Here is a 13,632-nt window from a genome sequence, read left to right on the forward strand (position 1 = left end):
ATCATGCTTGCAATAGCCTCCGGGCTATTGCAAGATACCATCTATGTCACAAGAGAGTCTGTTCTCTTGAATTTTCAAAGTACGTTCCCATCTAAATGCAAAGGCAGAAGCCTTTGACACTTTTTGAAAGAAGCTATGACTGAACACACTTTGTTTGACGCCGAGACTCCGGAAGAAACCACTTTGATCCCTCTGTTACCATTGCGCGATGTCGTGGTATACCCGCATTTAGTCATTCCGTTGTTTGTTGGCCGCACCAAGTCAGTAAAAGCCCTGGAACGTGCTTCTGAAGGCGATAAAAAGATATTGCTGGTAGCCCAGAAATCTGCCAATAAAGATGATCCTGTCGCTGAAGACTTGTATGAAATCGGTACTCTAGCCACTGTTTTGCAAATGCTGAAACTGCCGGATGGCACTGTGAAGGTGCTGGTAGAAGGTTTGCACCGCGTACGCGTAACCGATTTCACTGAAACAGACGAGTGCTTCATGGCATTGGGTGAAGAAGTAGATCAAACTGACCAGAACGACAAAGAGGCTGAAGCCTTGATGCGCACTGTCATGACGCAGTTTGACCAGTACGTCAAATTGAACAAGAAAATCCCGCCTGAAATTTTAACCTCACTGGCCACCATTAATGAGCCTGGCCGGCTGGCGGACACCATTTCTGCGCACCTGACACTCAAGCTCGAAGAGAAGCAGAAAGTGCTGGAGATGCTCAGCGTGATTGAGCGTTTGGAGCATTTGCTCTACTTGATGGAGTCGGAAATCGATATCCTGCAAGTCGAAAAACGTATCCGCGGCCGTGTCAAACGCCAGATGGAGAAGAGCCAGCGCGAGTATTACCTGAATGAGCAAGTAAAAGCCATCCAGAAAGAGCTGGGCGAGCAGGACGAAAATGCAGAGATGGAAGAGCTTGAGCAGCGCATTAAAAATGCCGCAATGCCTAAAGAAGCGCTCACAAAAGTCACTGCGGAGTTTAAAAAACTCAAATTGATGTCACCGATGTCAGCTGAGGCTTCAGTTGTACGTAATTACATCGACACTTTGCTTAATTTGCCTTGGAAGAAAAAAACCAAGATCAGCAAAGATCTGCAAGCCGCCGAAGATATTCTGGATGCTGATCATTATGGTCTGGACAAGGTGAAAGAGCGTATCGTCGAGTACCTGGCTGTACAACAGCGTGTCGGCAAGCTGAAGGCACCTATTTTGTGCCTGGTAGGCCCTCCAGGTGTCGGTAAAACGTCGCTGGGGCAAAGTATTGCCAAAGCCGTCAATCGCAAGTTTGTGCGCATGGCTTTAGGCGGCGTACGTGACGAAGCCGAAATCCGTGGTCACCGCCGTACTTACATCGGCTCCATGCCTGGCAAAGTATTGCAAAGTATGGCCAAGGTTGGTGTCAAGAACCCGCTATTCCTGCTGGATGAAGTTGACAAAATGGGGCAGGACATGCGCGGAGATCCTTCTTCCGCCTTGCTGGAAGTGCTTGACCCCGAGCAAAACCATACCTTTGCCGATCACTATGTCGAAGTGGACTATGACTTGAGCGATGTGATGTTTGTGGCCACGGCCAACAGCATGAACATTCCGGAACCATTGCTGGACAGGATGGAGATCATTCGCCTGGCTGGTTATACCGAAGATGAAAAAATCAATATTGCCCAGCGTTACCTGTTGCCCAAGCAACTGAAAGCACATGCGCTGAAAACCACTGATATTTCTGTGGCTGAAAGCGTGTTGCGCGATATCGTGCGTTATTACACACGAGAAGCGGGTGTGCGTAGGCTAGAGCAGGAAGTGGCGAAGATTTGTCGTAAAGCAGTCAAAGAGCAGTTATTGGCCAAAGGCAAAACCAAAACGGTCAAGAAAATTAACATTACCAGCAAAAACCTTGAGCAATATCTGGGCGTCAGACGTTACGACTTTGGTGTCGCGGCCAAAGAGAACCAGGTAGGGCAGGTGACTGGCCTGGCATGGACCTCTGTTGGTGGTGAGTTGCTGACGATTGAAGCCGTTACGTTGCTGGGTAAGGGTAAAACCATTACCACAGGTAAATTGGGCGATGTGATGCAGGAATCTGTCTCTGCTGCGATGAGTGTTGTGCGTAGCCGTGCCGAAGGTTTAGGGATCAGCCCTGACTTTTATGAGAAAAAAGATATCCATATTCACTTGCCTGAAGGCGCTACGCCAAAAGATGGCCCAAGTGCGGGCATCGCATTAACAACCGCACTGGTTTCCGTCCTGACAGGCATTCCTGCGCGTGCAGATGTGGCTATGACGGGCGAAATCACGCTGCGTGGTGAAGTGCTGCCGATTGGCGGTTTGAAAGAAAAACTTTTAGCCGCGCATCGCGGTGGCATTAAAACCGTTTTAATTCCATCAGCCAATGAAAAAGACCTGGTTGATATCCCTGCGAATATCAAAAAAGACCTGGAAATTCATCCGGTAAAATGGATAGACCAGGTGCTGGATTTGGCACTTGAAAGCGCACCACAGCCACTTTCTGTCAAAGCGCCTGAAGTCGAAATTGTGGCTTCTGATGACGGAAATTCGGAGCAGGCAGTCACGCATTAGTAAAATTGATGCGAATTATTGTCAAAACGCTGGATTAGCGCTTGACAGCTCGTTTTGCGGCTTGATATAAAGGCAATACAGGATGTACCTGTTTTTTTAACTAGATAGGGGAAACACGTGAATAAATCAGAATTGATAGATCATATTGCTAATGCAGCCGGTATTTCGAAAGCCGCAGCCGCTCGTGCTCTGGATGCAACGACAGAAGCAATCTCTGGTGCACTGAAAAAAGGTGATTTGGTAACATTGATTGGTTTTGGTACATTCTATGTAGGTGAGCGTTCTGCCCGTTCCGGCCGCAACCCTCGTACTGGTGCAACGATTAACATCAAGGCCGCTAAATCTCCTAAATTTAGGGCTGGCAAAGGTCTGAAAGATGCTGTAAACTAGCGTGCTTTGGTTGAGCGCTAACATGCTCGGCCAACTGTAGCAACACTTGGGTTGTTACGGGTGCTTAGCTCAGTTGGTAGAGCGTCGCCCTTACAAGGCGAATGTCAGCGGTTCGACCCCGTTAGCACCCACCAGACAATTTGAAAATCAAGAGTGCGATGTCTGCGCTCTTAATTTTTTGAGTCTAGCCACACTTAATAAATTACTTTAATAAGTAACAATAAGTGGCGGTAAATAGTTAGAAAATAGTTGTTGAAATTATAAAAAAGATCGTGCTATAATTTCATTTTTGACGATTACTGGAGCGGTAGTTCAGTTGGTTAGAATACCGGCCTGTCACGCCGGGGGTCGCGGGTTCGAGTCCCGTCCGCTCCGCCAACAAGTAAAACGAGTCAGGGTAAAACCTGACTCGTTTTTTTTCGTCTATGTACAAATATTGGAATTATAGTGTTACACGAGAGCCCTAGCGGTTTTTGTCATACTGCTTTAAGCATGCGTGCTGGAGTGTGATTGTTGACTGTAACTCCTTATTTCCGCTCAACTGGTAAAGTGCATCTTTAGCATTTTCAAAGATATTTTCCTTTCGCGTTTTCCTTATCTTCATATTCATCATCATGGCTCCTTGCCAGCGCATTCAAAAGCATGCAACTCAGGCTGTAGACAGGCGATTTTGACCTGTTTATGGTATAGTTTGCTGTTGCAAAAATCAGGTAATGGAAACTAAAAAATGTTAGAAGCATTAAGAAAACATACACAAGGATGGATGGCGAAAATCATTTTGGCACTGATTGTGGTGCCATTCGCATTGTTTGGGATTGATTCATATCTCAACCAGGCTGGTGGCCAGGTGGCAGTCGCAAAGGTGGATGGCCAGAAAATTTCAATGCAGGAATATTCCAATGCAGTTGAAAACGCGCGTAACTACATGCAATCACAAGGGCAAAAGGTCGACACGGCCTTGTTGGAAAGTCCGGCATTCAAGCAATCGGTACTGGATAGTATTATCACCCGCCGCTTGGTGGAAGGCGCGATCCAGGATTATCGTTTCAGGATCAGTGATGATCAATTGAGCCAGCATGTGGTCGGCATGCCCGAGTTTCAGAACAACGGTAAGTTTTCTGAGGATACTTATAACCAGTTGCTGACGCAGAATAAACTGACACCTGCCAAATTTGAGCAAAATATCCGTAAAGATCTGGCGGTGCAGCAGGTGCGTGATGGCTTGTCTAACCTGGTATTCATGCCGCAAAAGGTAGCCGAACAGTCGCTGATGTCTGAATTTGAGCAGCGTGAAGTTTCTGTAGTAGATGTGAAGGTGGTTGATTTTATGAATCAGGTCACTGTCACACCAGAGCAGGTGCAAGCTTATTACAACCAGCATAAAACCAAGTTTATTGCACCTGCCAAGGTAAAGCTGCAGTTTGCCTTACTGTCTGCTGCCGGATTGGTTGGTGATGTTAGCGTCACTGACGAAGAAGTAAAGCAAGACTATGAGGAAAATGCTGCAAAATACCAAGGTAATGAGCAGCGTCAGGCCAGTCATATCCTGATTGGCTTCAATAGCACCGCCAGCGCTGCCGAGAAAGCCGCTGCGAAGGAAAAAGCAGAGTCTATCCTGAAACAGGTGAAAGCAAACCCAAAAAGTTTTGAAAAGCTGGCGATTGAGTTTTCACAAGACACAGGCTCTGCCGGTAAAGGCGGTGATCTGGGTAGCTTTGGCCGTGGTGCCATGGTCAAGCCATTTGAAAACGCTGCTTTCTCGATGAAAGTTGGTGATATCAGCGATTTGGTGGAATCTGAGTTCGGCTACCATATCATCAAGTTGACCGGTATTACCGGTGAATCTTCAGATTTTGATTCAATGAAACTCAAGATCAAAGCCGAGTTGTTGTTCCAGAAAGCACAAGCCAAATATGCTGAATTGGCGGATGACTTCGGTAATACTGTTTATGAGCAATCCGGCAGTTTAGAGCCGGTTGCCAAGAAATTTGGTCTGCAGGTACAAACCTCTCCGGCCATGACTAAAGATGAAATTGCCAAGTTCTTCAAAAGTGAACGTCTGGCCAGCTTGGTATTTTCTGATGAAGTGTTGAAAGAAAAGCGCAATACTGAAGCGGTAGAGATTTCACCGAACAATCTGGTGGCTGCCCGCACAGTGGATTACACACCAGAAGCGCCACGCAGCTTTGATGAAGTGAAAGGCGGGATCGAGTCTTTATTAAAAGCTGAAGCCGCTACCAAGCTGGCACAACAAAAAGGCGAAGCATTGCTGGCGGATTTGAAAGCTGGTAAGGCTGTGAATGCTGACTGGATCACGCCAGTGACTGTTGACCGCAGAAATGCACAAGGTTTGACAGATTCTGTCATGAGAAATGTGTTCAAGGTGAATACACATACCTTGCCAGCTTATTACGGCTTCAACGAAGCAAATCAGGGCTACACCGTGATTAAAGTGATCTCTGTGAACCAGAAGCTCAAGGATAGCCCGGAAGTGGCTGACAGGGCTTACAAAGCCTATCAGCAGGCATTGGGTGCTGAGATGTCGCATGCGTATGTGGCATCCCTGAAGGCTAAAAAAGATATTCAGTTAAATGTGAAAGTGCTGATGTCTAACAATAATAACTAATTCGATGCGTTAATATTAAAAAAGGAGGGTAGAGCCCTCCTTTTTTATTGGCATTTTTTGAAGATCATATCCGGCAGAGTCAGCTGATTGAATGAAACGGCCTTACTTCCACGGCTGCTCTACAAGCAATCGCAGCTTTTTGTCCCCAGCTTAATGCCTCATCAAGATTTGTGGTTTCTACTACCCAAAACCCGTCAACATGGTCGCTGCTATTCAAATATAAGCCTTGCTTAATAATAGCCTCGCCATTTTTGTGTATTCGTATTGATCTGGCGCTCCTTGGCGGCATTAACCCACCCACAAATACAATAATGCCAGCCGATCGCATGGCTGTGTTCAGGTCATCAATCTGTTGTGTCATCGAAGCATCTTCAGCAGTGACGGGGTTATAGCCTGGTGGACGGTGAATGGCGATTAAAAATTGCGGCATATTTCTTAAACTATTAAATCAATCATTTGAAAGTTTATCAGGGAGATCATCTATAGATTCAGGCAGCCCACAAGAGCCTTATTCGATTTATTAACGTGGGCATTATGCTAACCAGTGAAAACCATTTTGATATTTTTTCTCAATGGTTCACTTTTTATATGTTTTAGCAGATGATCAACCATCCAAATTTGTACATAAGTCACAGTCACTGCCACGCTAAATGCGATTAAAAATTTGAGAAAAAAATGTGTCTGTATTGTTTTGATCAGGGGGATGTGCCACAAATATACCCAGATGGAATTTCTCGCGATAAATAGCACCAGGGGTTTTAGCTTGAGTGTTTCAATGCTGTGGTCAATAAATCCACTATGGATCCACAGCAGGCTTGAGATAAACACTGCATAGGAGAAGTAGTATATTGAAGGCGGGTATTTTAGTGACTGTGTTGGAACGAATTCATTGTTAAGAAACCACAGCCATACGCCTGCAACTATGAATATTGCCAGGCTTGAGAAAGCAATGGCGTACAGTTGTTTTTTGCTGAGCTGGATCATTTTAAGCCCGATGGCAAACATGATGCCATAAGGGACAAGATAAAGGGCAACTGATGAAGCTAACTCGCCTGCGCCTGACTGGATATAAGGTAGCGAAAAGTAACGTAAAAATTCATATGCCAAAAAGCTAAGCGCAAGAATCATAAAATACTGGCTGTTGCGTGGGGTATGTTGATGCCAGGTAAAGAGAAGCGGGGAAATTAAGGCGACTAAAAGAAACACGCGAATGATCCAGACGTAACCTATCCCTTCAAGCAAGGCATAAGAAGTAAGAATGGTGGTGGAGTCCAGTTCTTCGCTGCCCGGGTTAAAGATACAAATGGTAAGGAAATAAACACTTAAAAATACCCAGACCGGAAACACCAGCCTCTTGATTCTTTTCCAGACATAACTTGAGTAAGGCTCATTTGTTTTATAGCTTAGGCCGAATGACATTGCTGAGATTAATATCATTAAAGGGACGTCAAAGTTTCTGAGTTGGAAGAGCAGTCCAGGCGGATCTACATGCGCAAGAATGATCATGGATAGACCGATAAATCTTAGAATGTCTATTCTGTCATCTCTCACATAAGCTCCTTCTTAAAATAAACAATTAAAACAAAAAATGGATGAAATATTATATTTAATGTGTCTTATAAAATTAATTTTTTATAAAATATATAGTATATTCAATTTTAATTTTTAATTTAGTACACCTTATTCTTAAGTTAATATTATTTTTATAAGACGAAACTTTGGTGTTTTTTATTTCAGCAGAATATTAAATTGTCTCAATCATCTTTGTATGATTATAAAAATTCTATGCGATTTGAAGTTTAATGATCAAAAAACGCAACTAATAAAAAACGCCTGACTTTAAGAGTGCAGGCGTTTTTTGTAGCTTGTTTCGAACTAATCGATTTGACCAGCGGCAGTGATATTCATACCACCATCTACATAGGTAATCTCACCGGTAACACCGGAGGCCAGATCACTGGCCAGGAAAGCGGCAACGTTACCGACTTCATCAATCGTCACATTGCGGCGCAAAGCAGCGTGTTTCTCGTTAAAGCCTATCATTTTGTCAAAGTCGGCAATACCTGAAGCTGCCAGCGTTTTGATAGGGCCGGCTGAGATCGCATTCACACGGATGCCGCGTGGGCCCAGGCTTTGTGCCAGATAGCGTACGTTCGCTTCCAGGCTGGCTTTGGCTACACCCATGACATTGTAGTTAGGCATGGTGCGCTCAGCGCCCAAATAACTGAGTGTCAGCAGGCTACCGTTGCGGCCTTGCATCATCGGGTAAGCTGCTTTTGCCATGGCCGAGAAGCTGTAGGAGCTGATATCGTGCGCGATGTGGAAGTATTCGCGGCTAATATTGTCCAAGTAGTCACCAGCAAGCGCGACTTTTGGTACAAAAGCGATGGAATGCACCAGGCCATCCAAACCATCCCAGACTTTTGCCAGTTCTACGAACAGGTTGTCGATCTGGGCATCTTCCGCCACATCACAGGGTAATACCACACTAGACTCAAAGTCTGCTGCGAGGTCACGGACACGGTTTTCGTGTTTGTCGACTTGATAGGTAAAGGCCAGTTCAGCCCCTTGACGTTTCATAGCGGCTGCAATGCCGTATGCGATTGAGCGGTTGCTGAGCAAACCGGCGATCAGAATTTTTTTTCCAGCAAGAAATGCCATGCTTGATCCTGTTTGGTAGTTTATTAAACGGTTAGCGGGTGGTATTTGACCTGGGGTCAAACACGTCACGCAAACCTTCACCGAGCAGATTATACCCTAACACGGTAATTAAGATGGCAAGTCCGGGGTAGAGCGAAAGCCACCATGCAAATTGAATATACTCTTTGCCATCGGTCAGGATATTGCCCCAGGAGGCTTGCGGCGCTTGCACACCCAGTCCGAGAAAGCTGAGGCCGGATTCCAGCAAAACGGCGCTGGCAATACCTAGTACCACGCTGACCAGCACCGGCGTCAGGCTGTTAGGCAGGCAATGTTTGAAGATCACCCGCCAGTCTTGTGCACCAAGTGCAGTCGAAGCCGTCACGAATTCACGCTGGGTTAGGCTTAGAAACTCTGCCCGTACCAGCCGCGTCACACTCATCCACGAGGTAAGACCTATCACGATCATGACATTGGTGATGGAAGGGCTTAAAAAGGCGATCACGGCCAGTATCAGGAAAAAGCTGGGTATGGACAGCATGATATCCACCAGACGCATGATCACGGTGTCTGTCCAGCCGCGATAATAGCCCGAAATGGCGCCCAGGATGACACCAATCACGGTTGAGATGCCGACCGCTACCAGGCCGACCAGCAAGGAAACCCTGCCGCCGTACAGCATACGGCTCCAGACATCGCGCCCCAGGCCATCGGTGCCCATCCAGTGCTGCCAGGAGGGTGCCAGCAGGATTTCTTTCACGTGGATATCAGCAGGGTCATACGGTGCCAGCCAGGGTGCGAGCAGAGCGAGCAGCAATATGATGCTGATCAGGCATAAGCCGGTAAGTGCCAATGGGTTGTGCAGTATTTTTTTCATGAGTGACTGGTTTGATTACCGGGCTGGCATCACGCCTTTACGTAAACGCGGATCAGCCCAGGCATAAGCCAGGTCGGCCAGCAGGTTACCAAGCAGTGTCAGCGCCGAGCCTATGGTCAATATGCCCATGACCACGGGGAAATCACGCATCATGACGGCTTCATAAAATAACTTGCCCATGCCGGGAATCGCGAAAATCGTCTCGGCAATCACGGAGCCGCCAATCAGGCCCGGCAGCGACAGGCCGATGAGCGTAATCAGTGGTAAAAGCGCATTGCGCAGGGCGTGGCGGTAAGTAACTGTGCGGTCACTCAGGCCTTTGGCACGTGCGGTAGTGACGTATTCCTGGCTCAACACATCCAGCATACCGTTTTTGACGAACAAGGTAATGCCCGCCAGGCCGGTGATGGACGGAATCACCACTGGCAGGAACAAGTGCATGAACAGATCCTGGCCTTTTTGCCAGAAATCCAGTTGTTCGTAATTCAGGCTGTGCATGCCGGAAATAGGGAACCAGGGATGAATCACCCCCAGCCAGTACATTAGCAGCAACGATAGCCAGAAACCGGGGATGGAAAAGCCGATAAAGTTGAACAGGGTAATGGTGCGGTCAGGCCACTGCCCGTAGCGCTTGGCAGCCATGACACCTAGTGGTACACCGAGTGACAGGGTGATGATCAAGCCCGCGATATTCATCACTAAAGTGATGGGCAGGGCTTCCTCTATCATGCCTGGCGTCACATTACCGTCTTTATCCTTCTCAGACCAAAACACCGGTTTCTGGTGGCTGGCAAAAGAATGGCCGAAATCCAGATGTACCAGGCGCTCCATCCACAAGCCATATTGCACAATGACAGGTTTATCCAGGTTGTATAAAGCACGTAGCTTTTGCCTGGACTCTTCAGAAGACTTGGGATCAAACGCAGATTCTGTACTGGTGATATCGCCAGGTGCCAGATGCATGATGAAAAAAGAAATCAGACTGATACCTATCAGCATAGGCACCATCCATAGCAGTCGTCTGATCAGGTAACTTAACATGTTATTCAGCTTGTATCTGTATGCGTCTTAATGGCAATGGAATATACCATTTTTGTGAATCATAGCTTACCCCTGCTGGCGGCACCGGGTTCATAATCCCTTGTACGCGCTTGTGGATAGCAGTCAGCCCGTAACCGGCAGATAAATAGACGATAGGACTGTCTTCGTACAACGCCTCGGCAAACTGGTGATAAACGTGCATACGTTTGTCAGGGTCAAATTCCCTGCGGCCCTGCTCGAGCAATTTGTCGACTTCAGCGTTATGGTAGCCAATAAAATTGAATTGCCCGGGTTTTTGCTGGCTGGAATGCCAGATGGCGTACTGGTCAGGCTCCAGCCCTAACTGCCAGCCAAGTACAACCGCATCAAAGTCACCTGTTTTGATAAAACGGGTAATAAAACTGGCCCATTCAATAGAGCGGATACGGATATCAATACCGACTTCTTTCAGGCGTCGCTGAATGATCACTACCGTTTTTTCACGTTCTTTATTGCCATGATTGGTGAGTACTTCAAAAGAGAGTTTTTTGCCATCGCGCTCAACATAGCCATCGCCGTCACTGTCCTTGTAACCTGCCTCAGCCAGCAGGTCGCGCGCTCGTTGCGGATCGAAAGGGTAGGGTTTTAACTGGGGATTACTCCAGCGCGTACCTGGTTTGTAAGGCGAGGCAATCTGTTCACCCAGGCCCAGATAAACGCCATCTATGATTTCCTGCTTGTCTATGGCGTAATTAATTGCCTTGCGGATGCGCACGTCATTAAACGGCTGCCGCTTCAGGTTAAAACCCAGGTATGTATAGCTGTTACCCAGGGCTTTGTACTGGTTCAGCCTTGCTTGCAGCTCCGGGCGTGATGGAATAATGCGTGCATAGGTGATCGGGTCCATATTCATGCTGTCGATATGGTCGGCCATCAACTCAAGAAATTGCGCACCCGCGTCGGGAATAATGCGTTCTATCAAGGTAGAGATTTGCGGTTGCCCCAGCACCGCCTTCGGGTTGCGCTCCAGCTTTAAGTACTCGCCGTGCCGCCACTCCTTGAGCTGGTAGTAGTGGCTTCCTAAAGGCCTCTGCGCGAAGCTGGAGGTGTGTATATCCTGGCCGGCCAGTTTGTGTTTGGGCAAAATCTGTAAACCGGCCCAGCTATCCACTGCCGGTGAAAAAGCCTGGTCATAATGGACGACAAAAGTCAGTTTATCCGGCGTTTCAGCTTTGGTGACCAGCTGGAAATCGGAGGCATACGGGCTACGGGTTTTTTCGTCAATGATCAATTGCCAGGTGAAGTATATATCTTCGCTGGTCAGTGGGCGGCCATCAGCCCATACCAGGCCGGGCTTTAAGTGAAAAGTGATGGTTTTCTGGTCGTTGGCAACTTGCCACGATTCAGCCAGTTCACCGGTCAGGTCCAGATTCTGGTTATAGGTGAGCAAGGTGTTAAATAAATTGGCCGTAATTGCGCTGGACGCAGATTCCCCGGCCACCATGGAGATCAATCCGCTGGGGTCTGAAGGCATGACATCAATCAGGGTGCCACCTGGCTGGGAAGGGAAGGTTTGATCGTAAGGCGCGCTATTTTGCTCTGGGCTATCTGAACCGCAGGCTGCCAGCCAGCCACACAAAAGAATAATCAGGAATTGACGATGAGCCATGTGCATTTTGATTGATTTGGCGCAGTTTGATTGATTTGGCAAATTTTCTTGGTTAGGCTACACCGCGTAAGCATCGCAGAACGTTCATCATATACATATTTTATTATTTATGACTGGTTTTGCTCTTTTTTGTAGTGGATGTCGTGCTCTTCTTGGCGGAGGAAGACGGTTTTTTTGAGCGATGGCTACTGGTGGATGATGACTTTTTGTAACTCGCTTTTGTAATATGTGCGCCAGACCCCTTTTTACCGGAGACTGTAGTCATGCTTTCCTGCTGTTCAAATTGCAGGGTTTGACCAACCACCAGGCTTTTACTTTTCAAATGGTTCTGTTGCATGATCTGTTTTGAGCTGATGCCATAACGCTTCGCCAGTTTAGACAGCGTGTCGCCTTGCTTCACTTTGTGCGAGATAGCCGTGTATTTACTGGCCGCCACTTTTTCAACAGCCACTTCAATCGGTATCTGGGCCATGGCGACGGCGTCAATCGGTTTGGTCAATGTGGAATGGTTGCCCGCTGGCACCAGCAAGGTCCGGCGTACAATCAGGTTCCTGTTAGGTTTCAGGTTGTTGGTGGCGCTTAACTCATACAGGCTGATATCAAAACGATTGGCGATATCGCCCAAACGCTCGCCCCGTTTCGGGTGATAGCTATGCCAGTTGGATAAAGGGCGCGTATACCCGTTTAAATTATTAGTGAAATTACTGGCAGCCCAGGTTGGCAATAACAATTTCTGGTAACTGTTTTCCGTGATCAGCACCGGGCGGGTGAAGCTGGGATTCAACGCAGTGAACTCTTCCAGGGAAATGCCCGCCAGTTCTGCCGCCAGCTTGGCATCAATTTTATTTGGTGCCTGTACGGTGGTGAAATAGGGCTTGTTGGGGATTTCATTCAAGGTCAGCCCATATTGTTCCGGCCGGAAAATAATGTTTTTAATCGCCTGTAGCTTGGGTACGTAGTTGCGTGTTTCGTCAGGCAGGGACAAATGCTGGTAATCGGTAGGCAGGCCCAGCTGGCGGTTACGCTCAATCGCACGCGCCACCGTACCTTCACCTGCGTTGTAGGCTGCTAACGCAAGATCCCAGGCACCAAACATGGTATACAACTTTTGCAGGTAATTGAGTGCCGCTTGTGTGGCGGCTGTCACGTCTTTACGCGAGTCTTTCCAGTAATTTTGCTTGAGGCCGAAATCTTTACCGGTGGAAGGGATGAATTGCCAGATACCTGAAGCCTTGCTGGTGGATAGGGCTTTAGGGTTAAAGCCGCTTTCAATCATGGGCAGCAATGCGATTTCGGTCGGCATGCCCCGTTTTTCAACTTCCACCACGATGTGGTACAGGTATTTTTTACTGCGTTCCAGCATGCGCGAGACGTAATCAGGACGCGATGCGTACCATTGCTCGTGTTTGTTGGTGTAGGTCGAATCGATGTCCGGCATATTGAAGCCGTCCCGCACGCGGTCCCACAAGCTTTCCTGTAGCGTCAGTGCATCTTCAAACTGGTAGGTGGAAGTGTAACTTTCAGGATCGGTTTCGCCAAAGCTTTCATCATAACTGCCATTATCCGTCGACAGGGTCGCTGGCTCTACGTACTCGGCCATTCCCGATATTGGAAAAGCTGAAAAAATGATACATAGCAGTAATTCATTAAAACGCATGACGGTGTTTCTAAATCCTGAGACTGATGCACAAGGTCATATCCGAATATTGTCTATCCGGGCATGAAAACCTGTGCATGCATTGATCAAACCTGAGTGACCGGTGCGCCCTGTCAGACAGCATGCAACGGCATATTAAGTGACGTAACGTACACGAGCGCTTAAAGGAGGACATCATTCTA

Annotated in this window: 10 protein-coding genes and 2 tRNA genes; 5 read left to right on the top strand and 7 right to left on the bottom strand. The window is 47.5% G+C overall.

Annotation, left to right across the window (positions count from 1 at the left end; genetic code table 11):
* Positions 1–135 precede the first annotated feature (135 nt).
* The 5 genes from lon (at position 136) to ACFQ2T_RS01720 (ending at position 5,587) form a co-directional block, all read left to right on the top strand.
* Positions 136–2,571 (top strand): endopeptidase La, encoded by a 2,436-nt coding sequence (gene lon, locus ACFQ2T_RS01700; RefSeq protein ID WP_379029624.1) that lies wholly within the window; start codon positions 136–138, stop codon positions 2,569–2,571.
* A 117-nt stretch (positions 2,572–2,688) separates the two neighbouring features.
* A complete protein-coding gene (locus tag ACFQ2T_RS01705; RefSeq protein WP_055825077.1) occupies positions 2,689–2,961 on the top strand; it encodes an HU family DNA-binding protein in 273 nt (90 codons plus the stop codon).
* 58 nt (positions 2,962–3,019) lie between these two features.
* A tRNA-Val gene (locus tag ACFQ2T_RS01710) sits at positions 3,020–3,095 on the top strand.
* A 167-nt stretch (positions 3,096–3,262) separates the two neighbouring features.
* Positions 3,263–3,339 (top strand) — tRNA-Asp (locus tag ACFQ2T_RS01715).
* 349 nt (positions 3,340–3,688) lie between these two features.
* Positions 3,689–5,587 (top strand): SurA N-terminal domain-containing protein, encoded by a 1,899-nt coding sequence (locus ACFQ2T_RS01720; RefSeq protein WP_379029628.1) that lies wholly within the window; start codon positions 3,689–3,691, stop codon positions 5,585–5,587.
* Positions 5,588–5,666: 79 nt separating this feature from the next.
* On the opposite strand, the gene ACFQ2T_RS01725 is transcribed toward ACFQ2T_RS01720, so the two are convergent.
* The 7 genes from ACFQ2T_RS01725 to ACFQ2T_RS01755 all read right to left on the bottom strand — a co-directional run bounded on the left by ACFQ2T_RS01725 (position 5,667) and on the right by ACFQ2T_RS01755 (position 13,450).
* Positions 5,667–6,017: a YciI family protein gene (locus ACFQ2T_RS01725; protein WP_379029631.1), complete on the bottom strand. Its 351-nt coding sequence runs from the start codon at positions 6,015–6,017 to the stop codon at positions 5,667–5,669.
* A 107-nt stretch (positions 6,018–6,124) separates the two neighbouring features.
* Complete coding sequence (locus ACFQ2T_RS01730; RefSeq protein WP_379029634.1) at positions 6,125–7,138, bottom strand: acyltransferase family protein; 1,014 nt, start codon at positions 7,136–7,138, stop codon at positions 6,125–6,127.
* A gap of 324 nt (positions 7,139–7,462) precedes the next feature.
* A complete protein-coding gene (locus ACFQ2T_RS01735) occupies positions 7,463–8,248 on the bottom strand; it encodes an enoyl-ACP reductase FabI (RefSeq protein ID WP_379029637.1) in 786 nt (261 codons plus the stop codon).
* Positions 8,249–8,279: 31 nt separating this feature from the next.
* A complete protein-coding gene (locus ACFQ2T_RS01740; RefSeq protein ID WP_379029639.1) occupies positions 8,280–9,104 on the bottom strand; it encodes an ABC transporter permease in 825 nt (274 codons plus the stop codon).
* A gap of 15 nt (positions 9,105–9,119) precedes the next feature.
* On the bottom strand, positions 9,120–10,145 hold the full coding sequence (locus ACFQ2T_RS01745) for an ABC transporter permease (RefSeq protein ID WP_379029642.1): 1,026 nt from the start codon (positions 10,143–10,145) through the stop codon (positions 9,120–9,122).
* Between the two features lies 1 nt (position 10,146).
* The gene (locus ACFQ2T_RS01750; RefSeq protein WP_379029645.1) at positions 10,147–11,793 is read right to left on the bottom strand and encodes a peptide-binding protein; all 1,647 of its coding nucleotides are present in this window, start codon (positions 11,791–11,793) and stop codon (positions 10,147–10,149) included.
* Between the two features lie 103 nt (positions 11,794–11,896).
* Positions 11,897–13,450 carry a transglycosylase SLT domain-containing protein gene (locus tag ACFQ2T_RS01755; protein ID WP_379029648.1) on the bottom strand — a complete coding sequence of 518 codons (1,554 nt, stop codon included), beginning with the start codon at positions 13,448–13,450 and terminating at the stop codon, positions 11,897–11,899.
* Positions 13,451–13,632 lie beyond the last annotated feature (182 nt).

The organism is Methylophilus flavus (genome assembly GCF_042678905.1).
GTDB classification, from domain to species: domain Bacteria; phylum Pseudomonadota; class Gammaproteobacteria; order Burkholderiales; family Methylophilaceae; genus Methylophilus; species Methylophilus flavus.

What these genes read in the sequence shown, in the direction of transcription:
- ACFQ2T_RS01725 (WP_379029631.1), bottom strand. Translation starts at nt 6,017, where the DNA reads ATGCCGCAATTTTTAATCGCCATTCACCGTCCACCAGGCTATAACCCC.
- ACFQ2T_RS01745 (WP_379029642.1), bottom strand. Translation starts at nt 10,145, where the DNA reads ATGTTAAGTTACCTGATCAGACGACTGCTATGGATGGTGCCTATGCTG.
- ACFQ2T_RS01720 (WP_379029628.1), top strand. Translation starts at nt 3,689, where the DNA reads ATGTTAGAAGCATTAAGAAAACATACACAAGGATGGATGGCGAAAATC.
- ACFQ2T_RS01735 (WP_379029637.1), bottom strand. Translation starts at nt 8,248, where the DNA reads ATGGCATTTCTTGCTGGAAAAAAAATTCTGATCGCCGGTTTGCTCAGC.
- ACFQ2T_RS01740 (WP_379029639.1), bottom strand. Translation starts at nt 9,104, where the DNA reads ATGAAAAAAATACTGCACAACCCATTGGCACTTACCGGCTTATGCCTG.
- ACFQ2T_RS01755 (WP_379029648.1), bottom strand. Translation starts at nt 13,450, where the DNA reads ATGCGTTTTAATGAATTACTGCTATGTATCATTTTTTCAGCTTTTCCA.
- lon (WP_379029624.1), top strand. Translation starts at nt 136, where the DNA reads ATGACTGAACACACTTTGTTTGACGCCGAGACTCCGGAAGAAACCACT.
- ACFQ2T_RS01750 (WP_379029645.1), bottom strand. Translation starts at nt 11,793, where the DNA reads ATGGCTCATCGTCAATTCCTGATTATTCTTTTGTGTGGCTGGCTGGCA.